The sequence below is a fragment of the Luteibacter sp. 621 genome (assembly GCF_050435445.1).
In the GTDB taxonomy this organism is placed as follows: Bacteria; Pseudomonadota; Gammaproteobacteria; order Xanthomonadales; family Rhodanobacteraceae; genus Luteibacter.
Map to the genome: position 1 here is coordinate 139,285 of NZ_JBNDKI010000011.1, position 24,536 is coordinate 163,820.

20 protein-coding genes and 1 other RNA gene are annotated in these 24,536 nt (G+C 66.5%); 4 read left to right on the plus strand and 17 right to left on the minus strand.

Features of this window, described 5'->3' with window-relative positions; translation table 11 throughout:
• Nucleotides 1-6: 6 nt before the first annotated feature.
• From ABIE56_RS13575 to rnpB, 13 genes are all read right to left on the minus strand, one after another.
• The gene (locus ABIE56_RS13575; RefSeq protein ID WP_429244316.1) at nt 7-747 is read right to left on the minus strand and encodes a cell division protein FtsQ/DivIB; all 741 of its coding nucleotides are present in this window, start codon (nt 745-747) and stop codon (nt 7-9) included.
• Complete coding sequence (locus tag ABIE56_RS13580; RefSeq protein ID WP_429244317.1) at nt 747-1,718, minus strand: D-alanine--D-alanine ligase; 972 nt, start codon at nt 1,716-1,718, stop codon at nt 747-749. Before ABIE56_RS13580 ends, ABIE56_RS13575 begins: the two co-directional genes overlap by 1 nt.
• Entirely contained in the window at nt 1,718-3,157 is a 1,440-nt protein-coding gene (gene murC / locus ABIE56_RS13585) for a UDP-N-acetylmuramate--L-alanine ligase (protein WP_429244318.1), read from the minus strand. The genes ABIE56_RS13580 and murC overlap by 1 nt, the downstream gene beginning before the upstream one ends.
• Complete coding sequence (gene murG, locus ABIE56_RS13590; RefSeq protein ID WP_429244319.1) at nt 3,154-4,236, minus strand: undecaprenyldiphospho-muramoylpentapeptide beta-N-acetylglucosaminyltransferase; 1,083 nt, start codon at nt 4,234-4,236, stop codon at nt 3,154-3,156. The genes murC and murG overlap by 4 nt, the downstream gene beginning before the upstream one ends.
• Nucleotides 4,233-5,453: a putative lipid II flippase FtsW gene (gene ftsW, locus ABIE56_RS13595; RefSeq protein WP_429244320.1), complete on the minus strand. Its 1,221-nt coding sequence runs from the start codon at nt 5,451-5,453 to the stop codon at nt 4,233-4,235. The genes murG and ftsW overlap by 4 nt, the downstream gene beginning before the upstream one ends.
• Nucleotides 5,454-5,459: 6 nt before the next feature.
• Entirely contained in the window at nt 5,460-6,542 is a 1,083-nt protein-coding gene (gene mraY, locus ABIE56_RS13600) for a phospho-N-acetylmuramoyl-pentapeptide-transferase (protein WP_429244321.1), read from the minus strand.
• The gene (locus tag ABIE56_RS13605; protein ID WP_429244322.1) at nt 6,532-7,899 is read right to left on the minus strand and encodes a UDP-N-acetylmuramoyl-tripeptide--D-alanyl-D-alanine ligase; all 1,368 of its coding nucleotides are present in this window, start codon (nt 7,897-7,899) and stop codon (nt 6,532-6,534) included. The genes mraY and ABIE56_RS13605 overlap by 11 nt, the downstream gene beginning before the upstream one ends.
• Nucleotides 7,896-9,395 carry a UDP-N-acetylmuramoyl-L-alanyl-D-glutamate--2,6-diaminopimelate ligase gene (locus tag ABIE56_RS13610; RefSeq protein WP_429244323.1) on the minus strand — a complete coding sequence of 500 codons (1,500 nt, stop codon included), beginning with the start codon at nt 9,393-9,395 and terminating at the stop codon, nt 7,896-7,898. The genes ABIE56_RS13605 and ABIE56_RS13610 overlap by 4 nt, the downstream gene beginning before the upstream one ends.
• Complete coding sequence (locus ABIE56_RS13615; RefSeq protein WP_429244324.1) at nt 9,392-11,197, minus strand: peptidoglycan D,D-transpeptidase FtsI family protein; 1,806 nt, start codon at nt 11,195-11,197, stop codon at nt 9,392-9,394. The genes ABIE56_RS13610 and ABIE56_RS13615 overlap by 4 nt, the downstream gene beginning before the upstream one ends.
• Nucleotides 11,194-11,466: a cell division protein FtsL gene (gene ftsL / locus ABIE56_RS13620; RefSeq protein WP_429244325.1), complete on the minus strand. Its 273-nt coding sequence runs from the start codon at nt 11,464-11,466 to the stop codon at nt 11,194-11,196. Before ftsL ends, ABIE56_RS13615 begins: the two co-directional genes overlap by 4 nt.
• On the minus strand, nt 11,463-12,389 hold the full coding sequence (gene rsmH / locus ABIE56_RS13625; RefSeq protein ID WP_429244342.1) for a 16S rRNA (cytosine(1402)-N(4))-methyltransferase RsmH: 927 nt from the start codon (nt 12,387-12,389) through the stop codon (nt 11,463-11,465). The genes ftsL and rsmH overlap by 4 nt, the downstream gene beginning before the upstream one ends.
• 50 nt (nt 12,390-12,439) lie before the next feature.
• The gene (gene mraZ, locus ABIE56_RS13630; protein WP_247429566.1) at nt 12,440-12,886 is read right to left on the minus strand and encodes a division/cell wall cluster transcriptional repressor MraZ; all 447 of its coding nucleotides are present in this window, start codon (nt 12,884-12,886) and stop codon (nt 12,440-12,442) included.
• Between the two features lie 420 nt (nt 12,887-13,306).
• An RNA gene (rnpB, locus tag ABIE56_RS13635) (RNase P RNA component class A) lies at nt 13,307-13,672 on the minus strand.
• Nucleotides 13,673-13,745: 73 nt separating this feature from the next.
• On the opposite strand from rnpB, the gene rsmI reads away from it, so the two are divergent.
• The 3 genes from rsmI (at nt 13,746) to ABIE56_RS13650 (ending at nt 16,881) form a co-directional block, all read left to right on the plus strand.
• Nucleotides 13,746-14,573, plus strand: a complete 828-nt coding sequence (gene rsmI, locus ABIE56_RS13640; RefSeq protein WP_429244326.1) for a 16S rRNA (cytidine(1402)-2'-O)-methyltransferase — start codon at nt 13,746-13,748, stop codon at nt 14,571-14,573.
• Between the two features lie 85 nt (nt 14,574-14,658).
• The gene (locus ABIE56_RS13645) at nt 14,659-16,473 is read left to right on the plus strand and encodes a penicillin-binding protein activator (RefSeq protein ID WP_429244327.1); all 1,815 of its coding nucleotides are present in this window, start codon (nt 14,659-14,661) and stop codon (nt 16,471-16,473) included.
• Nucleotides 16,474-16,509: 36 nt separating this feature from the next.
• Complete coding sequence (locus tag ABIE56_RS13650; protein ID WP_429244328.1) at nt 16,510-16,881, plus strand: YraN family protein; 372 nt, start codon at nt 16,510-16,512, stop codon at nt 16,879-16,881.
• Nucleotides 16,882-17,008: 127 nt separating this feature from the next.
• Here the strand turns inward: ABIE56_RS13650 and ABIE56_RS13655 are convergent, their stop codons facing one another.
• The 3 genes from ABIE56_RS13655 to ABIE56_RS13665 all read right to left on the minus strand — a co-directional run bounded on the left by ABIE56_RS13655 (nt 17,009) and on the right by ABIE56_RS13665 (nt 21,361).
• On the minus strand, nt 17,009-17,683 hold the full coding sequence (locus tag ABIE56_RS13655) for an HAD family hydrolase (protein ID WP_429244329.1): 675 nt from the start codon (nt 17,681-17,683) through the stop codon (nt 17,009-17,011).
• 97 nt (nt 17,684-17,780) lie between these two features.
• Complete coding sequence (locus tag ABIE56_RS13660; protein ID WP_429244330.1) at nt 17,781-20,525, minus strand: putative bifunctional diguanylate cyclase/phosphodiesterase; 2,745 nt, start codon at nt 20,523-20,525, stop codon at nt 17,781-17,783.
• 59 nt (nt 20,526-20,584) lie between these two features.
• Nucleotides 20,585-21,361 carry a TenA family transcriptional regulator gene (locus ABIE56_RS13665; RefSeq protein WP_429244331.1) on the minus strand — a complete coding sequence of 259 codons (777 nt, stop codon included), beginning with the start codon at nt 21,359-21,361 and terminating at the stop codon, nt 20,585-20,587.
• 367 nt (nt 21,362-21,728) lie between these two features.
• On the opposite strand from ABIE56_RS13665, the gene ABIE56_RS13670 reads away from it, so the two are divergent.
• Nucleotides 21,729-23,777, plus strand: a complete 2,049-nt coding sequence (locus tag ABIE56_RS13670; RefSeq protein ID WP_429244332.1) for a M13 family metallopeptidase — start codon at nt 21,729-21,731, stop codon at nt 23,775-23,777.
• A 39-nt stretch (nt 23,778-23,816) separates the two neighbouring features.
• Here the strand turns inward: ABIE56_RS13670 and ABIE56_RS13675 are convergent, their stop codons facing one another.
• Nucleotides 23,817-24,533: an ABC transporter permease gene (locus tag ABIE56_RS13675; protein WP_429244333.1), complete on the minus strand. Its 717-nt coding sequence runs from the start codon at nt 24,531-24,533 to the stop codon at nt 23,817-23,819.
• Nucleotides 24,534-24,536: the final 3 nt, after the last annotated feature.

Genomic DNA, 24,536 nt, shown 5'->3' on the forward strand with positions numbered 1-24,536 from the left:
TCTAGCTCAGGTTCCGACCTTGGGTGTGGCCGTGTTGTCCGATGGCGGCCACCGGATAGCGAATCCGTTGGTGTAACGCAGGTCGGCGTAGGCGAAACCGCCACGATGACCTGCAATGAGTTGCGGGTACACATCAAGGAAGCGAGCGAGGCGGCGATCGGCCTGTTCGCGGTCGCCGATCACGATCTCGGCGCCGCTATCGGTGATCACGCTCCAGCTGCCGCGCTGGGTAAGCGATACGCCGGTCACGGACATACCTGCCCTGCCCTCGAACGCCTTGCGCACCTGCGCGTAGAAGCTCACCACTTCGGCCAGGCGTGAATCCGGGCCCGAAAGCCGCGGCAGGTCGCCCATCTGGTCAGCACCCGGTGCATCGAACACCTGGCCCTGGCGGCTGATGAGGCGATCTTCGTTCCAGCGTGCGAACGGCTGGCGTTCGTAGATGCGCACCAGCAGCGTATCGGGCCAGCGCTTGCGCACCTCGACCGATTCCACCCATGGCAGCCCGCCGATCGCCTTGCGCACGCTTTCCAGGTCCGTGGCAAAGAAGCCCTTGCCAAGGTGGGGGATCGCGGCGCTACGGATCTGTTCGGCGCTCACATGGGCGAACTCCGCCTCCACCTTCAGCTGGGTCACCGGCCAACGGCCCGACGCGAACCAGCCCTGCATCACGCCCACGACAGGCAACGCCACCAAGGTGATGGCGATAGCCCATGCGACGATCCGCGTGGCGGCGGCTCCCTTCATTACTTCACGGCCTCCCGTTCCATGGAGGTTTCCAGTACGCGCCAGCACAGGCCAGGGTAATCCAGGCCGGCAACGGCGGCGGCTTTGGGCACCAGCGAATGCGAGGTCATGCCCGGGGCGGTGTTCACCTCGAGCAGCCAGTTCTTGCCGTGGCGGTCGCGCATGATATCCACGCGGCCCCAACCGAAGCAATCGAGCGCATCGAACGCCTTGATCGCGAGCGCACGCATCTCCTCTTCCGCCGTGCCGGAAAGGCCGGGGCAGAGGTACTGCGTTTCGTCCGAGATGTACTTGGCGTTGTAATCGTAATACTCGCCGGCCGGCACGATCTTGATAGTGGGCAGCACTTCGCGGCCTACGACGCCGACGGTGAACTCGCCACCTTCATTCGCATCGCCTTCGATCAGCGTTTCCATCAGCAGGTCGCCGGGGTAACGGCGCGCGAGCTCAACCGCGGCGTCGAGATCCGCTTCGTTGAACACGCGGCTGATGCCCACGCTCGAACCTTCCCAGGCCGGCTTCACGATCAGCGGGAAACCGATCTCGCGTGCCGCGGCGTGCACATCGGCACCGCGCGGCAGCGCCTTGAACTTCGGGGTGGGCAGGCCCAGCGCGATCCACACCTGCTTGGCGCGCACTTTGTCCAGCGACAGCGCCGAACCGAGCACGCCCGAACCGGTATACGGAACGCCGAGCGACTGCAGGGCACCCTGCAGTTCGCCGTTCTCGCCACCAGCACCGTGCAGGATGTTGAACACACGGGCGAAGTGGCCCGAGCGAACGGCATCGAGCAGCGCCGGGATGCCATCGATCGCGTGTGCGTCCACGCCCGCGCCCTTCAGCGCATCGAGCACGCCCTTGCCGGAGTTCAGCGATACCTCGCGCTCGGCCGAGTTGCCGCCCATGACCACGGCGACGCGGCCGAAATCGGCGGCATCGGTGACACGGCGCGGGAAGCGGGTGTTGCTCATTACTTCGAAGTCCTCAGGTTGCCGCTGTTGCCAAGCTCAACCGCCGCGGCGCCGATATCACCGGCACCGAGCAGCAGGATCAGGTCGTTATCGCGGGCCAGCGCGGAAAGCGTGGCGCGCAGGTCGCGCGGGTGGTCCACCAGCACCGGGTCGGTCTTGCCGCGCGCGCGGATGGCGCGAGCCAGCGCTTTGCCATCGGCGCCCGCGATCGGTGATTCGCCGGCCGGGTACACCTCGGTCAGCACCAGCACATCGGTTTCGGCGAGCACATTGGCGAAGTCGTCCAACAGGTCACGCGTGCGGCTGTAACGGTGCGGCTGGAACGCCACGACCAGGCGGCGATCCGGCCAGCCACCACGGGCGGCGGCGAACACGGCCGCGAGTTCACGCGGGTGGTGGCCGTAATCGTCCACCAGCAGGGCGGAACCCTGGTCCAGCGCGATCTCGCCACGGCGATGGAAACGGCGGCCCACGCCTTCGAACGCGGCAAGCGCGTGCGCGATGGCGGAAGGCTCCACGCCGAGCTGCCAGCCCACCGCCGCCGCGGCCAGTGCGTTCTGCACGTTGTGCCGGCCCGGCAGGTTCAGGGTCACATCCACCGCGTCGGTCAGGCCCGGCAGGTGCAGGTCGAACTGCATCTGGAAACCGACCTGGCGCACGTTCGAGGCCTTCACATCGGCGGCCGGGTTGTCGATGCCGTAGGTGAGCATGCGGCGCGAGGTGTCCTGCGCCAGCTTTGCGGTCTCCTCGTCATCGATGCACAGCACAGCCATGCCGTAGAACGGCAGGCGGTGCAGGAAATCGCCAAAGGCCTTCTTCACCTGGGCGAAGTCGCCGTTGTAGTTCTCCAGGTGGTCCGCATCGATATTGGTCACGACGGCGAGCACCGGCGACAACATCAGGAAGGAGCCATCGGACTCATCGGCCTCGGCGACCAGGTACTGGCCGGTGCCAAGCCGCGCGTTCGCGCCGGCCGCGTTGAGCTGGCCGCCGATCACGAACGTCGGGTCGTAGTCGGCCTCGGCCAGCACGCTGGCGACGAGGCTGGTGGTGGTGGTCTTGCCATGCGTACCGGCAATGGCGATGCCACGGCGGAAACGCATCAGCTCGCCCAGCATCTCGGCGCGCGGTACCGTGGGGATGCGCGAGGCGCGGGCGGCCACGAGTTCGGGGTTGTCCTGGCGGATGGCGCTGGAGATCACCACCACGTCGGCGCCATCGATGTTGGTGGCCTCGTGGCCAATGCGCACATCCACGCCCAGCTTGGCCAGGCGCTCCGTGGTGGGCGACGGCGCGCGGTCGGAACCGGACACGCTGTAGCCCAGGTTCGCCAGTACTTCGGCAATACCGCTCATGCCCACGCCACCCACGCCAATGAAATGGACGCGGCGGAACGAGGTCATGAAATCATCGTGGGCGCGCAAACGACCGGGCGTCATGCGGAAACCTCCATGCAGTGACGGGCAATCGTTGATGCAGCGTCGGGTTTAGCAAGCGAACGCGAAGCGTTCGCGGCGGAAAGGATCTGCTCGCGGTCGGCGAACAGATCGACAAGCAGCTGCGCGAGCACGCGCGGCGATTCGGCGTCGTTGAGCGAGGCGTCGGTGATGATGCGCGCGCCGCCCACATCGACCATGGCGCGGGCATTCGCCGTCTGGTGGTCATCCACCGCGTGCGGGAACGGCACCAGCACGGCTTCGAGGCCGGCGGCGCACAGTTCGGCCACGGTGAGCGCACCAGCGCGGCACAGCACCACATCGGTCCACTCGTACGCGCCGGCCATGTCTTCGATGAAAGGCACGACGTTGGCAGCGACGCCCGCGGCGGTATACGCATCCACGGCTTCCTGCAGGCCGCGCTCGCCGGTCTGGTGCACCACGTCGGGACGCACGTCGTGCGCCGCCAGCAGGGCCAGCGCCTTCGGCACACTGGTGTTCAGCGTGCGCGCACCCAGGCTGCCACCCAGCACCAGCAGGCGCGGCGCACCCTGGCGGTGATGGAAACGCACGGCCGGCGCGGGCAGCGCGGCGATCGCGGCGCGCACCGGGTTACCCACCCACTCCGCACCAGGCAGCACGTTCGGGAAGCCGGTGAGTACGCGCTTCGCGAAGCCAGCCAGCTTGCGGTTGGTGAAGCCGGCCACGGCATTCTGTTCGTGCACCACCAGCGGAATGCCGGCCAGGCGCGCGGCGACCCCGGCGGGGCCAGCGACATAACCGCCCATGGAGAGCACGCAACGCGGGCGCAGCGTGCGCAGCAGCGCCAGCGAATCGAACAGCGCGCGCACCAGCATCAGCGGTGCCAGCACGCGGGTCTTCAGGCCCTTGCCACGCAGGCCACCCACCTTCACGGTGTGCAGTTCAATATCGTGCGCCGGCACCACGCGGGTTTCCATGCCGCCCTCGGCACCCAGCCATGCCACCGGCACGCCCTGCGCGCGCAGTTCATCGGCCACGGCCAGGCCGGGGAAAATGTGGCCACCGGTACCGCCGGCCATGATCAACACGGGGCCGCTCATGCGATCCCCCCAATGGCGTTGGCAACGGGCACGGCGGCAGCCGGGTTACGCACCGCCGTCTGGCGGGCATCCTCGGCGCGATTGATTTCAAAGGTGGCGCGCAGCAGCACGCCGACCATGCAGCAGGTCATCAGCACCGACGAACCGCCCGAACTGATCAGCGGCAGGGTCAGGCCCTTGGTCGGCAACACACCCAGGTTCACGCCGATCGAGACCATGGCCTGGAAGCCGAGCATCAACGAGATGCCGTAGGCCACGTAGCCGGAGAAGCGATGGCCGAGTTCCACGCCCTTCAGGCCGATGTACAGGCCACGGCCCACCAGCACGATGTACAGCCCGATCACCGTGGCGATACCGGCCAGGCCCAGCTCTTCGGCGAGCACGGCCAGGATGAAGTCGGTGTGCGCCTCGGGCAGGTAAAACAGCTTCTGCACGCTCGAACCCAGGCCCACGCCCACCCACTCACCGCGACCCACGGCGATCAGCGCCTGGGTCAGCTGGAAACCATCGTTGTACGGATCCTTCCACGGATCCAGGAACGAGGTGAGGCGCTTGATGCGGTAATCCTCGGCGGTGGCCGCGTAGATCAGCAGCGGCACCAGCGGCAGGCCCAGCAGCAGCAGGTTGCGCATACGCGCGCCCGCCAGCCACACCATGCCCACCGTGGTGGCGACCACGAGCGCCGCCGAGCCGAAGTCGGGCTGGGCCAGCAGCAGCAACACGATGAAGCCGGCCACGCCGATCGGCTTCACCACGCCGAACAGTTCGTATTGCACGCCTTCGCGGTGGCGCACGAGGTAGCTGGACAGGTAAGCGACCAGGATCAGCTTCATGGCCTCGACCGGCTGGAAGCTGGTGACGAACAGGTTGATCCAGCGGCGCGCGCCGTTGATGCGCATGCCGAAGCCCGGGACGAATACCAGCAACAGGCCGACCACGCCGAGCAGGAGCAGCAGCGTGCTGTGCTTCTCGATCAGCTTCAGTTCCGTGCGCATGGCCACGCCAGCCAGGATGCAGCCGCCCACGAGGAAGCCGATGTGCTTCTTCAGGAAGTAGAAGGCGCCCACGTGCGAACCATCGGCCACGGCAATGGAGCTCGACGTGACCATGACCACGCCGATGGCCGCGAGCGCGAGCGCAGCCACGAGCAGCGGGATGTCGAAACTCCCCCGCGGGCCCTGGCGGCGCTGTGCCTGCTTGTTACCGAAGCCGAACATGATTGCTTAGCGCACCTTCAACGTAGCAAGACCAATGAGCACCAGCACCACGCTGATGATCCAGAAACGCACGATGACCCGCGGTTCGGGCCAGCCCTTCAATTCGAAATGGTGGTGGATGGGCGCCATGCGGAAGATCCGCTTGCCGCGCAGCTTGAAGCTGCCCACCTGCAACATCACCGAGGCGGTTTCCATCACGAACACGCCGCCCATCACCAGCAGCACGATTTCCTGGCGCACGATCAGCGCCACGCAGCCGAGCGCGGCGCCAATGGCCAGCGCACCCACGTCACCCATGAACACCTGTGCCGGGTACGTGTTGAACCAAAGGAAGCCGAGGCCGGCACCCGCCAGCGCGCTGCAGAACACCGCCAGCTCGCCCGCACCCGGAATCGACGGGATGCCGAGGTACTCGGAGAACAGCTTGTTGCCGGCCAGGTAGGCAAAGATGCCCAGCGCGCCGGAGACCAGCACGCTCGGCATGATCGCCAGGCCATCCAGCCCATCGGTGAGGTTCACTGCGTTGGAGAAGCCCACGATGATGAAGTAGCCGATCACAACGAACATCAGGCCCAGCGGCAGCGCCACCTGCTTGAACAGCGGCACGTACAACGCGGTCTCGGCCGGCAGCTGGTGCGTGTGGTACAGGAACAGGGCAGCGGCAAGCCCGAACACCGATTGCCAGAAATACTTCCAGCGGCTGGCCAGCCCGCGGCTGTCCTTGAGCACCAGCTTGCGGTAATCGTCGTAGAAACCGATGGCGCCGAATGCCAGGGTCACCAGCAGCACGACCCAGATGTAGCGGTTGTTCAAATCGGCCCACAGCAGCGTGGCAATGCCGATCGCGAACAGGATGAGCGTGCCGCCCATGGTCGGCGTGCCGGCCTTGGAAAGATGGGTCTGCGGGCCATCGCTGCGCACCACCTGGCCGGCCTTCAGCGCGGCCAGCTTGCGGATCAGCGCAGGGCCGAGCAACAGCGATACGGAAAGCGCGGTAAGCGCCGCCATGATCGCGCGGAAGGTGATGTATTGGAAAAGATGCAGCGACGTGAAGTGCCGAGCCATCCATTCCGCCAGTTCAAGCAGCATGGGATGCTCCTTCAGCGTACTTCTTCATCGCCGCGACCACCCGCTCCATGCCGGAGGATCGCGAACCCTTCACCAGGACAGTGACGCCCTCGTGGATCTGCGCGCACGCCGCCTCGATGAGGTCTTCCTGCGTGGCGAAATGCTGTGCGCCGGCGCCGAAGGCATCGACGGCGGCGGCGCTCTTCACGCCGGTGGCGAGCAGCCGCTCGATACCGCGCTGGTGGGCCAGCTTGCCAATGCCCGCGTGCAGCTTCAGCGTATCGGTGCCGAGTTCGGCCATGTCGCCCAGGATCAGCCAGCGCTCACCACGGGCCAGCGCCAGCGTATCGATGGCAGCCGCGGCCGAACCCGGGTTCGCGTTGTAGCTATCGTCGATCAGCGTCCAGCCACCCTGCATCGGCTCCAGGTTCAGGCGGCCGGCGACATGCGGCACCTGCTCCAGGCCTTCCACGATCGTTTCCACCGGCACATCCAGCGCGGTCGCGATGGCGGCGGCGGCCAGCGCGTTGGCCACGTTGTGGCGGCCGGCCAGCGGCAGGTGCACATCACCATCGCCGTGCGGCGTGGAAAGCACGAAGTGGGTACCGTCGATGCGCTCTTCGATGATGTCAGCGCCGATATCCGCGCGGTGTTCCAGGGCGTAGCGCAACACGCGGCGCGAGCCGGCCAGGCCCGCGAAGAAACCGGCGAAACGCTCGTCATCCGCGTTGATGATGGCGACGCCATCGGCGGGCAGCGACTGGTACAGCGCGCCCTTGGTTTCGGCGACGCCTTCGATCGTGCCCATGCGCTCAAGATGCGCGGCGGCGATGGAATTCACGAGGCCGATATCGGGCCGCGCGATGGCAGCCAGGTAATCGATATCACCCGGCTTGCCCGCGCCCATTTCAAGCACGGCGTATTCGGTGTCTTCCGGCATGGCCAGCAGCGTGAGCGGCATGCCCAGTTCGTTGTTGAAGTTGCCGGCGTTCACGTGCGTGCGGCCATGGCGCGACAGGATCGACGTGGTCAGCGTCTTCACCGTCGTCTTGCCGTTGGAACCGGTGATGCCGATCACCCGAACCTTGTTGTTCTGCGCGCGCACGGAACTGGCCAGGTCGCCCAGCGCCAGCTGCGTATCGTTCACGATCACCTGCGGGATATCGACGGCCACCGGGCGGGTGACCAGCGCGGCGACCGCGCCCTTTTCCGCGGCGGCGGCAACATAGTCATGCCCATCGACATGCTCGCCCGGCAGCGCGACAAACAGGTCGCCCTGCTTCAGCTTGCGCGTATCGATGGCAAAGCCGGTGACCTCGGCATCGGCGCCCTGCAGGCGGCCGCGGGTCCACAGGGCAACGGCGGAGAGACGCATCATGCGCGTGCCCCCTTCGCTGCCGGTGCGGCCATGAGGCCCTGCGCCACGGCCAGGTCATCGAACGGCAGCTTGCCATCCGGGCCTTCCTGGTACGTCTCGTGGCCCTTGCCGGCGATCAGCACCACGTCATCGGCCTTGGCACCCTGCAGCGCCAGCGCGATGGCCTTGGCGCGGTCACGCTCCACGGCCACCGTTTCCGGGTGCACGAAACCCGACACGATCTGCGCGACGATGTCGTCACCGCTTTCCGTGCGCGGGTTATCGTCGGTCACGATCACCACATCGGCCAGGCGCTCGGCGATCCCGGCCATGATCGGGCGCTTGCCCGCATCACGGTCGCCACCGGCGCCAAACACGCAGATGAGCTTGCCCTTGGTGTGCGAACGCAGCGCCAGCAGCGCCTGCTTCAGCGCATCGGGGGTATGCGAATAATCGACCACCACCAGCGGCTTCTTGCCGTCACCGCCCAGGCGGCTCATGCGGCCATTCACCGGCTGCAGGGCTTCCAGCGCCGCGTGGATGCGCTCGAACGGCTCGCCCAACGCGCCCAGCACCGCAGCCACGGCCAGCAGGTTGGCCACGTTGAAGCGGCCTAGCAGCGCGCTGCGCACCGTGCGCATGCCCCAGGGCGTGCTCAGGTTGAACGAAAGACCCTTGGCCGAGGTGACCACGATATCGGCGCGGACTTCGGCGTCCTTTTCCGTGGCGTCGTGGGCCATCGAGGTGCGCAGCTTCTGCACGCCTTCGGGCAGGCCCTTGGCCAGCTTCACACCGAACGCGTCATCGACATTGATCACTGCCGCGCGCAGGCCGTCGAAGGCGAACAGCTTCGCCTTGGCCGCGCCGTAGGCTTCCATCGTGCCGTGGTAATCAAGGTGGTCGCGGGTGAGGTTGGTGAACACCGCCACATCGAAGGCGACCGCGTTCACCCGGCCCTGCTCCAGCGCGTGCGAGGACACTTCCATGGCCACGTGGGTAGCGCCCGCTTCGCGGAAATCCGCGAACAGGCCCTGCATGCTGATCGCATCGGGCGTGGTGCGCTCACCTTCCACGATGGCGCCGTGCATGCCCGCACCCAGCGTGCCGACGGTGGCCGGCTTCTTGTGCAGGAACGCGAGCGCCTGCGCCAGCAACTGCACCGTGGAGGTCTTGCCGTTGGTGCCGGTAATGCCGATCACCTCCAGCGCCTTCGTCGGCTCGCCATGGAAGCGGGCAGCGATGGCGCCGGTGTGCTCGCGCAGGTTCTTTACCGTGACGACGGGCACACCCGGGTCGGCGGCATCGAACGGGGCTTCGGCAAGGATCACGGCCGCGCCGTTTTCCACGGCCTTCGCCGCGAAATCCATGCCATGGCCCTTGGTGCCGCGCAGCGCCACGAAGGCGTTGCCTGCGGCGATGTCGCGCGAGTCCAGCGCCAGGCCGCAAACGACGATTTCGCCGGCACCCTGGGCGTCGGCGAAACCATGAAGAAGTTCGTTGAGGTTCATGCTACTCATGGCACCACCTCTTCCGCCGCACTATCGTCGGAGGCGGGTGGCGCATTGGTCGTGCCGATCATCCCACCCTGGCTCGGGCCGCCGGCGTACCAGCGGCCGACGTTGTCGGGTGGGATATCGAGGAGGCGGACAGCGCCGGTCATGACATTGGCAAACGCGGGGCCGGCGACCGAGCCGCCGTAGTAATGGGCGCCTTGCGGGTCGTTGATAACCACGACCGTCACAATGCGCGGCGCGCTTGCCGGGATCATGCCGGCGAACAGGGAAACGTAGTTGCGGGCGGTATAGCCGCCCACGGAATTCTTCTTCGAGGTACCGGTCTTGCCGGCGACGCTGTAGTTGGCGACCGAGGCAAAGCCGAAGCCCGTGCCACCCGGGGCCAGCACGGTCTCCAGCATGGCGACGATGTTGTGCGCCACTTCCGGCGTGATGACCTGGTTGGGCGGGTTATCCGCGCCCTTGATGAAGCTGGGCGCGCGATACGCACCCGCGTTGGCGATGGCGGCATACCCCGCGGCCAGCTGCAGCGGCGTGACGTTGAGGTTGTAGCCGTAGGCCAGGCGCGACTTTTCGATCGGCTTCCAGGTGCGGCCCACCGGCAGGTAGCCCGAGGCTTCGCCCGGGAAGCCGCTGCCCGTGCTGTTGCCCAGGCCGAACGACTTGTACATGCCGTAGAGGAAATCGGTATCGAGCGACATGCCGATCTTGGCCGCGCCGACGTTGGACGACTTGGTGATCACGCCGGTGGGCGTGAGCGTGCCCCAGTTGTGGGTATCGTGCACCGGCTTGCCGCCGACCACCCAGGTGCCCGGCGAGGTTTCGATGAGCGGTGCCGTCGGCGTGTACTTGCCACTCGTCAACGCGGCGGCCATGGTGAACGCCTTCATGGTCGAACCCGGTTCGACCACGTCCGTCACCGCGCGGTTGCGCCGCTCGTTCGGGCCGCTGCCGCGCACGGCATTCGGGTTGAACGACGGCAGATTGGCCATGCCCAGCACTTCGCCGGTATGCACGTCCATCACCACGATGCTGCCGGAATCGGCCTTGTTCTTTTCCAGCGCATCCTTCAGCGCGCTGTAGGCCAGGTACTGGATGCGGCGATCGATCGAGAGCGTGATGTCGCGGCCCGGCTGCGGCTCACGCACCAGCTCCACGTCTTCCACGACGTGGCCCTTGCGGTCGCGGATCACGCGCTTGGCGCCCGGCTTGCCGGCCAGCCACGCATCGAACGCCAGTTCCAGGCCTTCCTGGCCGTGGTCATCGATATTGGTGAAACCCAGGATGTGGCTGTTCACCGCGCCCGAGGGGTAATAGCGGCGGTACTCGCGCTGCGAGTTAATGCCCGGGATCTTCAGGTCCATGATCGCCTGCGCGTCTTCCGGACGCATCTGGCGGGTGATGTACATGAATTCCTTGTCGGCGCGCTGCTCGATCTTGGACTTCAGGTCCTCGGCATCGACATGCAGCGCCTTCGCCAGATCCGGGATGCGGTCGGCGTTCTCAAGCAGTTCCGGCGGGTTCGCCCAGATCGAGGCGACCGGCGTGGACACGGCAAGCGGCTCGCCGTTGCGATCGAAGATGGTGCCGCGCGAAACGGCGATGGGCATTTCGCGCAGGAAGCGCGCATCGCCCTGGTCCTGGTAGAACTGCTTGCGCACCACCTGCAGGTCGAACGCGCGCACGAGCAGGCCCGAGGCGGCCACGCACAGCACCGCCACCATCACGGTCATGCGCTTGCGCGGGCTCGGGCCCTGGCCGCGGCGGCGGCTGGGTACGACGAGCTTGCCCGGGCGCGCCCTCATCGGCGCACCAACTGGATATCCTGCGGCTTCGGCGGGAACATGCCGAGCTTCTCGCGCGCATCGCCATCAATGCGGCTGGGCTCGGCGTAGGTCGCCTGCTCCAGCTCAAGGCGGCCGTATTCCACGCCAAGGTCGTCTTTCTGGGTCTGCAGGCGCGAGAGTTCGACGAAGAGCACGCGGCTCTCGTGGCGCGTCCACACCACGCCGATAGCGCTGCCGATCACGGCAAGCAGCAGCAGCGAGAGGCAGATGGCGCCAAACGTCCTCATGCAAGCTTCTCCGCGATGCGCAGCACGGCGGAGCGCGAACGCGGGTTCGCGGCCACTTCGGCATCGGAGGCGAAGATCGCCTTGCCCACCGGCTTCAGGCGCGCGGCCGGCGCTTCTTTCGGCGGCGCACGGCGGCTGCCCTGCACGCGGCCTTCGTGCGAGCGGATGAACTGCTTCACCATGCGGTCTTCCAGCGAATGGAAGCTGATGACCGCCAGGCGGCCACCCACGTTGAGCAGTTCGAGCGCCGCATCGAGGCCACGCTCCACCGAGCTGAGTTCTTCGTTCACGCGGATGCGCAGCGCCTGGAAGGTGCGCGTGGCGGGGTTCTTGCCCGGCTCGCGGCGGCCGACGCAACGCGCGACCAGCTCGGCGAGCTCGCCGGTGCGGGTGATCGGCGCGGTGGCGCGGCGCTCGACAATCACCTTGGCGATGCGGCGGCTGAAGCGCTCTTCGCCAAAGGTCCACAGCACATCGGCAATCTCGGCTTCTTCCGCATCGCGCAGGAAATCGGCCGCGCTGATGCCGCGGGTGGTATCCATGCGCATATCGAGCGGGGCATCGGCCATGAAGCTGAAACCGCGGCTGGCGTCATCGAGCTGCGGCGACGACACGCCCAGATCGAGCAGGATGCCGTCCAGGCCCGCTTCGGCAAGCGCGGCCCATTCACCCATGGTGGCGAAATTATCGTGGCGCAGCGAAACGCGCGGATCGGTGGCAAGGCCACCCTCGGCCACGGCGATAGCGGTGGGGTCGCGGTCCATCAGGAACAGGCGGCCTTCGGGCGAAAGACGGGAAAGCACGGCCCGGGCGTGACCGCCGCGGCCGAATGTCCCATCCAGGTAGCGCCCGTTCTCGCGCACGGCGAGGCCCTCCACCACTTCGTCGAGCATCACCGGGATGTGCACATCGCGCCCCGCCATCGCCACATCCCGCTCCCGTTCCACTTACAACCTGTTCTTATGAATGTTCGTTACAACCGCAGATCCGCCATGTCGTCGCTGATTTCATCCTCGGTGATCGTCTGGCGGATCTTCGCGAGGTGGGCCTGTTCGCTCCAAAGCTCGAACTTGCTACCCATGCCGAGCAGCACGGCTTTTTTCTCAATACCCGCCGCCGCACGTTGGCTTGCCGGCAGGAGGATGCGTGCCGCACCGTCGGGCTCGACGATGGCGGCGGCGCCTACCAGCTTCATCTGCAGGTTGCGGTGTACGGCTTTTACGGAAGGAAGCTTGTTGACGTCATCGCGTACCCGCTCCCATTCCTCGTAAGGAAAGATCCACAGGCAGCCGGTTTCGAAGGGGTTGTAGGTCACGACCAGACGGTTCTTGCAGACGTCAGCCACCTGATCCCGATACGAGGTCGGAATCGTCAGACGACCTTTGTCGTCGACCGTGATGGCTGTTTCGCCTTGGAACATGTCTGGATGCCCGCCCCACCAAATCCCACGATTTCACACTGGGGCCCACGATAGTCTCGGGTACTGAGACTGTCAAGGAATTTTTCCTTGTGAATCAGGGAGAAAGCTCCTGTTCATCACTAATTCCAGCCATTTCTGAGCAATCACCGGAAGGTGGTTGAATCGCAGGGATTTTTTGTGAAGTGACGCATAGCGTCAGGCGGCGCCTGAGGGCGGAATCAGGCTTCGTGACTGAATTTACATTCACGCGGGAAGGGTTCATCGCAAGAACCCATGGCCTGGCGCACACGGCCACGAACGTCGGCCGCAAACCTGTAGGAGCGCGCTTGCGCGCGATGGGTGCTTGCCGCAATCCCCATCGCGCGCAAGCGCGCTCCTACAAGAAGCACGGTGCCCGGGGGCACCGCACGCGCCAGAAGAAGATGGAGTCGGCCTGTAAGCCGGGTTCTGTGCGCCTTGCGGCGTAGCAGTCATTCTTCTCGGCCTGGCGTCACCGCCAGGCTCTAGCAACCTACCCGGGGACGACACGGGCCGCGTCATAGTCCCCTTATTTGGTCTTGCTCCGGATGGGGTTTACCGTGCCGTACGACGTTAGCCCCGTACGCGGTGCGCTCTTACCGCACCCTTTCACCCTTACCTGATCCCCTTGCGGGGCCATCGGCGGTCTGCTCTCTGTTGCACTGGCCGTCAGCTCACGCTGCCCAGGCGTTACCTGGCACCCTGCCCTATGGAGCCCGGACTTTCCTCGACGCGCACAAGGCGCGACGCGACTGCCCGGCCGACTCCACCGCCCATCATACAGGCTTCTGCGCCCCTACGACGCTACAATCCGCGCTCGCTAACGCACCTGGCCCCGCCTATGCCCACCTCCCGCACCGGCATCCTGCACGTCGTCGCCACGCCCATCGGCAACCGCGATGACATCAGCGCGCGGGCGGTAGCCACGCTGCGCCAGGTGGCGGTCATCGCCGCCGAGGACACCCGGCACACCCGCCCGCTCCTCCAGCACCTAGGCATCGATACGCCGCTCGTGGCCCTGCACGACCACAACGAGCGCACCGCGGTCGATGGCCTGGTCGAGCGCATGCGCCACGGCGATGACGTGGCCCTGGTCTCCGATGCAGGCACCCCGCTGATCAGCGACCCGGGCTTCCGACTGGTCCGTGCCGCCCGCCAGGCGGGCCTGAAAGTGAGCCCCGTGCCCGGCGCCAGCGCGGTCGTCGCCGCGCTCTCGGTGGCCGGCCTGCCCAGCAATCGCTTCATCTTCGAAGGCTTCCTCGCGGCAAAAAGCGGTGCGCGGAAAGCCCGCCTGGCCGAACTGGCCGGCGAATCGCGCACGCTTATCTTCTATGAGTCGTCCCACCGCATCCTCGAATGCCTTGAGGACATGCGCGATGTGTTCGGCGCCGATCGCGAGGCCGTCGTCGCCCGCGAGCTCACCAAGATGTTCGAAACCGTGTTGGGCGCGCCCCTCGGCGAGCTCGTCGGCACCGTGGCTGCTGATGCGAACCAGCAGAAAGGCGAGTTCGTGGTGATGGTCGCGGGGCGTGAAGCGGGCGAGGACGAGAAACTGGCCGAGGGGCTGCGCGTGTTCGGCATCCTTAAAGAGGAGCTGCCGCCGGCCAAGGCGGCGAAGATGGCGGCCGCCATTACCGGCGCACCGCGCAAGGCGCTCTACGGCGCATAGCCTCACACCGGCCTCGCGAAGCGATGGGCTATGATCCCCTCGTTTCGGCGCCAGCGCGGCGCCACTGCGCCCCAAGGAACTTGCGATGCGATCGATCCGCACCACAGCCCTGTGTGTCCTCACCAGCGCCGCCCTCGCCGGCTGCGTGACGCCGGGCGCCTCGCGCCCCGAGGCCCACAGCCCCTCCGGCGAAGCCACGCAGGCCGCGCAGGCCATGTACACCAAGGGCCAGTTCGACCAGGCGGCGCAGGCCTACCTGGCCCTGGCCCAGCAGGATCCCGACCACCGCGACTACTACAAGCTGCTGGCCGGCGAAGCCTACCGCCAGGAGGGCGCGCTCGATCGCGCCGCGCCGGCGATCGCCGATGTGCGCCGCTCGCACCTGGAAGGCGAGGACGCCCTGCGCTTCGATGCCTTGCGTGCCGAGATCGCCCTGAAGAACAACGATGCGAAGACCGCGCTCTCGCTCACCGGCAAGCCGGCGGCACGCGTTTCGCCGCAGATCGACCAGCGCCTTGCCGAACTTCGCGCCCGCGCGCAAGCCGCCGCGGGTGATCCCTGGAGCGCCGCGCAGACCCGCGTGGAGCTGGATGGCCAACTGCGCGGGATCGATCGCGAGCAGAACCGCCGCGAGATCCTCACCTTGCTCACCGGCATCGGTGGCAGCGAACTTACCGCCCGCAGCAACGACCTTGCTGCGAACGATCCGATGAAGCCGTGGGTCATCGAAGCCCAGTCCCAGCTCGGCAACGTGAGGAGCGGGCCTGCCGTGCTTGATCAGGCCGTCGGCACCGTCACCGGCGACCAGGGCGTGCGCGAAGGCTACAAGGTGCCGGGCAAGGTCGCGCTTCTGCTGCCGCTCACCGGCCCGCTGGCCGGCGCCGGTGCCGCCATCCGCGATGGCTTCTTCACCCATTACGTCGATTCTGCCCACGCCAATGCGCCGCGCCCCGAAGTGGTGGTGTACGACGCCGGCAACGATGCGGCACACGCCGTGGCGGCGTACGACAAGGCGGTCGCCGAAGGCGCGAAGTTCGTGGTCGGCCCGCTCAACCGCGAGGGCGTCAGCGCCATCTTCGCCAAGGGCGCCCTGCCTGCGCCGATGCTCACGCTGAACTACCCCAGCGATACGAAGAACCTGCCGCCCGCCGGTGCCAATGAATTCGGCCTGGTGCCGGAGACCGAAGGCGCGCAGGTGGCCGACCACATGGCCGACAAGGGCATGAAGACGGCCACGGTCATCGTTTCCACCGATGATTTCGCCCGCCGCGCCGGCAACGCCTTCAAGGCCGAATGGCAGGCACGCGGCGGCACGCTGGCCAACCAGGTCACGCTCGATGCCAACAGCATCGATTTCGCCTCGCAGCTTTCCGCGCTGGGCACGCCCACCGATGAGGACGCCACGACCAGCGGCGTGTTCATCAGCATGAAGCCGCAGCAGGCCCGCCTGCTGTTGCCGCAGCTGCGCCTGGCGAAGAACAACCTGCCGGTGTTCGCCACCTCGCACGTTTACTCCGGTGGCGATGATCCGACCTCGGATCGCGACCTGGAAGGCGTGGAGTTCTGCGATGCGCCGTGGCTGTTCGATGCACAGCCGGGCCTGCCGCACCGTGCGGACCTGGCCGCGGCCCTGCCGGCCACGCGCGGCGTCGCCGCGCGCCTGTTTGCCTTCGGCATGGATGCGTGGGGCCTGGTGCCGTACATCGACTGGATGCGTGGCCATGCCGGCAGCTACCTGCCGGGCGCCACCGGCCAGTTGGTCGCGGATGAGTTCGGCCGGGTTCGGCGCGTACTCATTTGGGCGCGTTTCGCTGACGGCGTGGCCCATCCGGTCGCCGGTAGCCTTGAACTCGAAGCGCCGGCGACCGCGCCGACCGTGGAAAGCGGCGGCGGCGGTTAAATCCCTCCCCTGCCCCGGCGCGGAAAAGGAGTCCGCGTGCACGGTAAAACCTGCTCTACCCTCTCGCGCCGCGTCATCGGTGATCGTTACGAAGACGCGGCGCGCTTGTATCTGGAAGACCATGGGCTGCGCTTCGTGCGCGCCAAATTCCTCTGCCGCTTCGGCGAAATCGACCTGGTGATGCTCGAACGCGAGGTCCTCGTGTTCGTCGAGGTGCGTTACCGGCGCAGCGGCGGTTACGGCGGCGCGCTCGCTTCCATCACCAAAACGAAGCAGCAGCGCCTGATCAGCGCCGCGCACGTGTGGTTCGCCGCGCATCCGTGGGATACCGGCCGGCCCTGCCGGTTCGATGTGATGGCGTTCGAAGGCGATACGGTGGAATGGGTGCGCGGGGCGTTTGATGCCTGAGGTACGCCGGATCGCGAGCAAGCTCGCTCCTACAACAACAGCCTGCACGCTTTCACGGAACGGCGTTCTGTAGGAGCGTGCTGGCACGCGATCCGGCGGCAGCCGGCCCGACGAAGATCAGGCCCGCTTACGCCGCGGCCAGGAACGCCTCGCGGCCCAGCGCCGCCAGCTCACCGACGCCGTTGATGGTGATATCCGGCGGCGTCTCTTCCAGTTCCTTGCCCGCTGCAGCGGCGTAATGGCCCTGCTTCACCCACACCGTGGTAACGCGGTCGCCCATCAGCTTCTTCAGCGCCACCAGGATGCGCGGCTTGTCATCCACCATCACGTAGTGATCGGCGGGGTACGCCTTCTGCATGTCATCGAGCATGTCTTCCTTGTGCACGTAGATCAGCACATCGCCGCGGAACGCATCCCACAAGCCGGCGCGGCGGATCTTGCGCGGCTGGAACACGGTATCGCCATCGGACATGATCACGGGGCGGCCCAGCGTACGCAGGTGATCGATCGCCTCGAGTGCACCCGCGAAGCGGCGCTCGTCGAACGGGTAATCGAGCAGGAAGAAACTCATCTGCATGAAATCGGGGCTGCTCTGCTGGCCGCGCAGGCGCTGCAGCGAACCCAGGTAATCCGCGTAGCCCACCTGCGCGCGGATCTCTTTATCGATGGCGTTGTAGCGCTCGTGGCCCTCTTTACCAAAGCGGCTTTCGAGCTGCGCGGCGAGGTCGGCGCTGAAACGGTCGTTGTCGATCAAGGTGTTATCGACATCGAACAGGAAGACGATGGAATCGTGGGTGGACACGGGGGATCCTTGCACGGGGACGTTGGGCCGATATATGGGGACCCATAGCGTGAATCACAGGGCCTGGAAACGTCTTGTACAAGCCCACCCGGGGGTGTCAGGCGCGGCGCGGGGGCACCAGGCTCAGGTGCTTGCCGGAGGTGGCACCGGGCCTGGGCGCCAGCAGGCGCGCGATATCTTCAGGCGACACCGGGCGGGAATAGAGGTAGCCCTGGCCTTCCTGGCAACCGGCGCGCAGCAGGAAATCGTGTTGCGATTCGGTCTCAATACCTTCCGCAATCGTATGCAGGCCCAGGCTGCGGGCAATGGCCACCATGGCCTCGGTAATCGCCACATCGTTGCCGCTCGCCGGCAGGCCCGTGACGAAGCTGCGATCGATCTTCAGGTACGCCACCGCGGGCAGTTTCAGGTACGCCAGCGACGAGTAGCCCGTGCCGAAATCATCGATGGCCACGGCCACGCCCAGGTTATGCAGCGCCAGCATGGCCCGCTCGGTGTCCTCGCCCATGCGCAGGATGGCGCTCTCGGTGAGTTCCACCAGCAGGCGCTTCGGCGGGATGCCGCTGGCCAGCAAGGCCTGGCCCACGCCCGCAAGAAAATCCGGGTGGCTAAATGAACCCGCCGAGACATTCACCGCCATGCGCAGCTGCGGCAGGCGCGCCTCGTCCCACAAGCGCAACTGCTCGCACGCACGCTGCAATACCCACTGGTCGATCTGGCGGATCAGGCCGAGGCTTTCCGCGATGGGGATGAATTCATCCGGCGGCACCAGCCCGCGCTCGGGGTGCTGCCAGCGGATCAACGCTTCCACCGCCAGGATGCGGCCGGTCTTCATCTCCACGCTGGGCTGGTACACCAGGTGGAACTCATTACGCTGCAACGCCTGGCGCAGTTCGGCCGCCAGCTTCAGGCGGCGCCGTGCGTCGGCGTGCATCTTGGGTGTGTAGAAGCGCAGGGCATTGCGCTCTTCCATCTTGGCCACGTACATCGCCGCATCCGCATTGGCGATAAGCGTCACGGCATCATTGCCATCCAGCGGGTAACCGGCAATGCCGATGCTGGCCGAGACGAACAGTTCGTAATCGCCCAGATCGAACGGGCGCGACAGCGCGGCCAGCAACGCCTCGGCCAGCACCAGCGCTTCCTCGCGCGAGCGCAGGTCGGAAAGCAGGATGGTGAACTCATCGCCGCCAATGCGCCCGGCCACGTCATGCGGCGAGAGCAGCGAACGGATGCGCTCGGCCACGCGGATCAGCAACGCATCGCCCGTGGCGTGGCTGTAACTGTCATTCACGACCTTGAACGCATCCAGGTCGACGAACAGCACCACGCAGGCACCGCGGGCATGCGCCGCACGGGTGATCGCCTCGGCGCAGCGGCGCTCGAATTCGGAACGGGTGACCAGGCCCGTCAGCGGATCGTGCGTGGCCATGTGCTGCAGGCGCTGGCGATCGGCCTTGCGCGTGGTGATGTCGGAAACGACCGCAACGTAGTGCTGCGGGCGGCCATCCTTGTCGCGAATGCTGCTGATGCTCATCAGCTCCGGGTACACACTGCCATCGGCGCGGCGGCTTTCCACTTCGCCCAGCCAGTTGTCGCCTGCGGCGATTTCATCCCATAGCGATTGCGGCAGCGGCCGGCCATCCGGCAGCGTACGGGTCGCATCGAGCCGCTTGTTGCGCAGCATGTGCAACGGCATGCCGGTAAGTTTCTGGTGCGCCGCGTTGGTCGTCGTCACGCGGCGGTCGGCATCGGCAATGATCACGCCCTCGGCGATGCTCGCCAGTGCTTCGGCAGCGATCTTGCGTTCCTGCTCCATGGCCACGCGATCGGAAATATCGCGCACGATGGCCTGGCTCACCTGTTGCTGCCCCCACACCACCAGGCTGCTCTGCGTCTCCACGGGGCGAGTGCTCCCGTTGGCCGAACGCAAAAGGCCCACCCCGGAATGAGCGGAGCCTTCGAGGAACAGCGTAGCCAGCGGCAAGCCGATCAGGTCGGCACGCTGGCACCCCACCCACGCCGCGGCGCGGTGGTTCGCATCCAGGATGGCACCGCTGGCTTCATCCACCATGAAGATCGCATCCGCCGCGCTATCGAACAGCAGGCTGTAGCGTTCCTCGGTGCCACGGATACCCGCGAGGATGCGCCGGGCGAAGCGGACCCACAGCAGCGCGGCGAGCAAGGCCACGGCCACCACGGTAAAAAACAGGACACGGCCCAGCCACGATGCACCGTTGGCGATATCGAGCGAGAAGGCCTTCGCACGTGGCTCGATGTAGCGGTTAAGGTCATCGATGCGAGCACGTTCGCGGTCGATCGCTGCCGTATCCATGGTGCCCGCTTCGTAGGCGTGCTCAAGGCGATCCGCGGTGTCTTCCATTTCCACCAGGCTGGCATCGACCGAGCGCCATTCGGCAACGGCCTCGCGTACGTAGGGCATGTTGCTGAAATGGGCGAAGATGAAAATCATGCCGGGGATGGCTTCGGGAATGACCCCGCCGCGCGCGAACGCGTCTTCGACTTCACTGCCTTCGTAATCGCCGCTGGCGATCGCATCGCGCGCCCAGCGATCAGCCATAAGCACGGCGAAGTTGCTGCGAAAGCTCTCAAGATCCGCCTTGCGGCCATGGGCCGCGTACGCATCCAGATCGATCACGGACTGCTTCTGTGCTTTGGACCAGAGACTCTCGCCGTTGAGGAAACCGGCGAGAGTCACCTGGGTCTGCACGGCCACCCAGGTCAGGGCCAGCACGAGCACCGCGCCCGCCACAAGCGCGTACGCCAGGGGCCTCAGGCGCCTGGTGAGCGGTTGCAGGTGGTTGGCTTCAACACGGTGCATCGGTAACTGGATTCCCATCGCGGGGGTGATAGTGCGCTACTTCCGACCCAACTTGCGAGTTATGCAGCCACCTCGTTCAAACCGCGATACGAGCCGACCACGTCCATGCAGCGATCCAGCGTGATAGCCATGCTGATATAGCTGCGGCGCACGCACTCCTTGATGTGCTCCACCTGGTCCACCGGGGGGTTGGTCCCCAGCAGGGTGCAGACGATCTCAAGCGCCTCCCACGGATGGGTATCGTCATATGCTGCATGAAGCTGAAGCCAGCGGAGGCCGGCTTTGCGGCCCGTAATCGGCAAGCTCTCCGCATAAGCACTGCTTTCATAGACGATTTGCGACCAATCACCGGTCGCGCCTTCCACGGCATAGTTGGTCGCGGCAATGCCGGCGGCGAGCGAATCGTTGCGGCTCACCTCCTCGCACCAGTCGGCCAGCGCCTGCGAGCCCTTGGGCGGCTCCGCGCCCAGCACCTCGGCCCGCGACACCCCTGCGGATTCGGCCCAGTTCAGCCAGTACTCCGCGTGGTTCTGTTCCACGCGGATATTGCGCACCAGCCAGCGCCGGGCGAGGTCATCACCCGGGCTGCGGCCAAAACGGGTCTTCAGCAGGCTATGCGCCATGTAGCCTGGGAAACGCTCGATCACCGGCCACACGCCCACCATGAAGTTCCGGGTGGCACCCGGGTCCAGTTGCGCCGCCACCATCAGCGACCACATCTCGTGGCTGACGATGGCCCGCCGCGCATCCTCACAGGACGACACCATGTCCTGTGCCCAGAGCGGATAGCTGTTGATGTCCATCTGCGGGCCGGTCAGTTCAAAACGTGCATTCATGTCGATCTCCCTAAAGATCACTGCCAAGGAAAGGTCAGGGCAGGCCCGGGCGACCCGCGGCCCGCCCCGCCGGCGCCCGTTGCGGGGCCGGACTGTCATTAGGGCATAAGGCCCCTTCACATCTGTCGAAGCCCGTTTCGTAGGACGCCCCCCTGTAGGAGCGGGGGGGGGGGGGGGGGGGGGGGGGGGGGGGGGGGGGGCGGGGGGGGGGGGGGCCGGGGCGGGGGGGGGGGGGGGCCCCCCCCCCCCCCCCCCCCCCCCCCCCCCCCCGCTCCGACAGAAAGCATCTAGGCCATACGTCATGGGCGCGGCCGGGCCCGCGCGGGCTTATCGTGGCGTCCCGTTCCTCGTCAAAAGGGCAGCCCGCATGAAATCCACCCTCCTCGCCGCGGCTATCGCCTGCGGCCTCGCCAGCACCGGCGCCCTCGCCGCCGCAGCGCCATCCGGTATCGACCTGAAGGGCATCGACAAGGCCGTGCAGCCCGGCGATGACTTCAACGAATACGCCAACGGCACCTGGATCAAATCGGCACAGATCCCCGCCGACCGCGCCAGCACCGGCGTATTCCTGGTGGTGTTCCAGAAGGCCGAGAAGCGCAACGCCGACCTGATCAAGGCCGCCGGCGAAGGCAACCCCGCGGCAGGCACCAACCAGCGCCTGATCGCCGATTACTACAAGGCCTACATGGATGAGGCCGCGATCGAGAAGGCCGGCCTGAAACCGCTGCAGCCTGCGCTCGACAAGATCGCCGCCATCAAGGACAAGAAGGACCTTTCCACTGCGCTGGGCGCCCAGCTACGCGCCGACGTGGATCCGATCAACGCCACCCACCTCGATACCGAGCACCTGCTCGGCCTGTTCGTGGCCCAGGGCCTGGAAGACCCTTCGAAGAACGTGCCCTACCTGCTGCAGGGCGGCTTGGGGATGCCCAACCGCGATTACTACCTGAAGACCGACAAGGACATGGTCGAGGCGCGCACCAAATACGCCGCCTACGTGCAGGCCATCCTGGCCGCCGCCGGCGACAAGGGTGCCGCGGCCGAAGCCAAGGCCATCGTGGCGCTGGAAACCAAGATCGCCCAGGCGCAGGAATCCATCGTCGATAGCGAGGACGTGCACAAGGCCAACAACCCCTGGCCGCGCACCGCCTTCGCCACCAAGGCCCCGGGCATCGACTGGGATGCCTACTTCACCGCCGCCGGCCTCAACGACCAGCCCACCTTCGTGGTCTGGCAGCCCAACACGGTGACCCAATTCGGCGCCCTGGTCAGCAGCGAACCGCTGGATACCTGGAAGGCGTGGCTGCGCTTCCACACCATCAACGAGAACGCCAGCGGCCTGATCGGCAAGAAGTTCGACGACCTGGCGTTCGATTTCTACAGCAAGACCCTTACCGGCACGCCCAAGCAGCGCGACCGCTGGAAGCGTGGCGTGGGCCGGGTCAACGGTGACCTGGGCGATGCCGTGGGCCAGATCTATGTGAAGCAGTACTTCCCGGCGTCCTCGCGCGCGGAAGTGCAGGACATGGTGAAGAACATCCTGAAGGCGTTCGACGACCGCGTGGGCCAGCTGGAGTGGATGACCCCGGCCACGCGCGAAAAGGCCAAGGCCAAGATCGCTACCATCAAGGTGGGTGTGGGCTACCCGGATACCTGGCGCGATTACTCCAAGCTGGAGATCAAGCCGGATGACGCGGTGGGCAACCACATCCGCGCCGAACTCGCCGAGTACGCCCATCAGAAGGCCAAGCTGGGCAAGCCGGTGGATCGCGACGAGTGGTGGATGACCCCGCAGACCGTGAACGCGGTGAACCTGCCGCTGCAGAACGCGCTCAACTTCCCGGCCGCCATCCTCGAGGCGCCGTTCTTCGATCCTAAGGCCGACCCGGCGTCGAACTACGGCTCCATCGGCGCCGTGATCGGCCACGAGATCAGCCACAGCTTCGATAACCTCGGCGCCGAATTCGATGCCCAGGGCCGCCTGGCTAACTGGTGGACCGAAGCCGACCAGAAGCACTTCAAGGAAGCGGGCCAGCGCCTGGTCGAACAGTTCAACGCGTACGAAGCCCTGCCCGGCCTGCACGTGAATGGCCAGCAGACCTTGGGCGAGAACATCGCCGATGTGTCGGGCCTGACCATCGCCTACGCGGCCTACAAGAACAGCCTGGGCGGCAAGCCCGCCCCGGTGATCGATGGCCTCACCGGCGATCAGCGCTTCTTCCTCGCTTTCGCCCAGAGCTGGCGTGAGAAGACCCGCGACGCCGCCCTGCGCCAGCAGATCGTCGGCGATGTGCACGCACCGGGCACGTTCCGCGCCCAGACCGTGCGCAACCTCGATCCGTGGTACGACGCATTCCAGCCCAAGCCGGGCCAGAAGCTGTACCTCGACCCGAAGCAGCGAGTGAAGATCTGGTAAGCCCGTAAGGGGCGCGGTGGTGACGCCGCGCCCCTCGTTTCACCCCGGCGGCCGACGAATGCGGTTTTCGACGAAGCCCAACAACCCATCCACCGTCAGCGCCAGCGCACCGACCAGCAACGCCCCCTGCACCACGTAGGCCGTGTTGTTCCCCACCAGCCCTTCGACAATCGGCGCCCCGAGCGTTGCCGCCCCCACCGCCGAACCAATCGTCGCGGTACCCACGCTCACGGTGGCCGACAGCCGCACGCCCGCCATGATCGGCCCCGCCGCCAACGGCAATTCGACTTCCCATAGCCTGCGCCAGCGCCCATAGCCCATGCCGTCCGCCGCGTGCAGCGCACTGACGGGCACCTGGTCGAGCCCGGCGACGGTCTGCCCCAGCACCGGCAATACGCCGTAAAGCGACAACGCCAGCAACGTCGGCGCCGCGCCGAAACCGAGCAACGGCACCGCGATCGCGAGTACCGCCACCGGAGGAAACGTCTGCCCGATCACCGCGACCGCGCGCACCGTCGGCAGTAATGAGCGCCCTGCCGGACGCGTGGCAAGAATACCGAGCGAGAGGCCAACCACGACAGCGACCACGGTGGCGATGGCGACGAGCAAGGCATGGGAAAGCGCGAGCTCGGCGAACGACGTGCGCCAGTACAACGGATGCGAAAGGTCCGGCAGCCACGCGTGGAAGAGCGGTGCGGTGTGCGGCAGGGCAACCAACAGGGCGAGCAGGATGAGCGGAGGCAGCCAGGTTTTCATGAG

Coding starts and splice junctions, on each gene's coding strand:
- mraZ (WP_247429566.1), bottom strand. CDS start 12,886: ATGTTCCAAGGCGAAACAGCCATCACGGTCGACGACAAAGGTCGTCTG.
- ABIE56_RS13675 (WP_429244333.1), bottom strand. CDS start 24,533: ATGAAAACCTGGCTGCCTCCGCTCATCCTGCTCGCCCTGTTGGTTGCC.
- mraY (WP_429244321.1), bottom strand. CDS start 6,542: ATGCTGCTTGAACTGGCGGAATGGATGGCTCGGCACTTCACGTCGCTG.
- rsmH (WP_429244342.1), bottom strand. CDS start 12,389: ATGGCGGGGCGCGATGTGCACATCCCGGTGATGCTCGACGAAGTGGTG.
- murG (WP_429244319.1), bottom strand. CDS start 4,236: ATGAGCGGCCCCGTGTTGATCATGGCCGGCGGTACCGGTGGCCACATT.
- ABIE56_RS13610 (WP_429244323.1), bottom strand. CDS start 9,395: ATGAGTAGCATGAACCTCAACGAACTTCTTCATGGTTTCGCCGACGCC.
- ABIE56_RS13660 (WP_429244330.1), bottom strand. CDS start 20,525: ATGCACCGTGTTGAAGCCAACCACCTGCAACCGCTCACCAGGCGCCTG.
- ftsL (WP_429244325.1), bottom strand. CDS start 11,466: ATGAGGACGTTTGGCGCCATCTGCCTCTCGCTGCTGCTGCTTGCCGTG.
- ABIE56_RS13615 (WP_429244324.1), bottom strand. CDS start 11,197: ATGAGGGCGCGCCCGGGCAAGCTCGTCGTACCCAGCCGCCGCCGCGGC.
- ABIE56_RS13580 (WP_429244317.1), bottom strand. CDS start 1,718: ATGAGCAACACCCGCTTCCCGCGCCGTGTCACCGATGCCGCCGATTTC.
- ABIE56_RS13575 (WP_429244316.1), bottom strand. CDS start 747: ATGAAGGGAGCCGCCGCCACGCGGATCGTCGCATGGGCTATCGCCATC.
- ABIE56_RS13670 (WP_429244332.1), top strand. CDS start 21,729: ATGAAATCCACCCTCCTCGCCGCGGCTATCGCCTGCGGCCTCGCCAGC.
- ABIE56_RS13665 (WP_429244331.1), bottom strand. CDS start 21,361: ATGAATGCACGTTTTGAACTGACCGGCCCGCAGATGGACATCAACAGC.
- rsmI (WP_429244326.1), top strand. CDS start 13,746: ATGCCCACCTCCCGCACCGGCATCCTGCACGTCGTCGCCACGCCCATC.
- ABIE56_RS13605 (WP_429244322.1), bottom strand. CDS start 7,899: ATGATGCGTCTCTCCGCCGTTGCCCTGTGGACCCGCGGCCGCCTGCAG.
- murC (WP_429244318.1), bottom strand. CDS start 3,157: ATGACGCCCGGTCGTTTGCGCGCCCACGATGATTTCATGACCTCGTTC.
- ABIE56_RS13645 (WP_429244327.1), top strand. CDS start 14,659: ATGCGATCGATCCGCACCACAGCCCTGTGTGTCCTCACCAGCGCCGCC.
- ftsW (WP_429244320.1), bottom strand. CDS start 5,453: ATGTTCGGCTTCGGTAACAAGCAGGCACAGCGCCGCCAGGGCCCGCGG.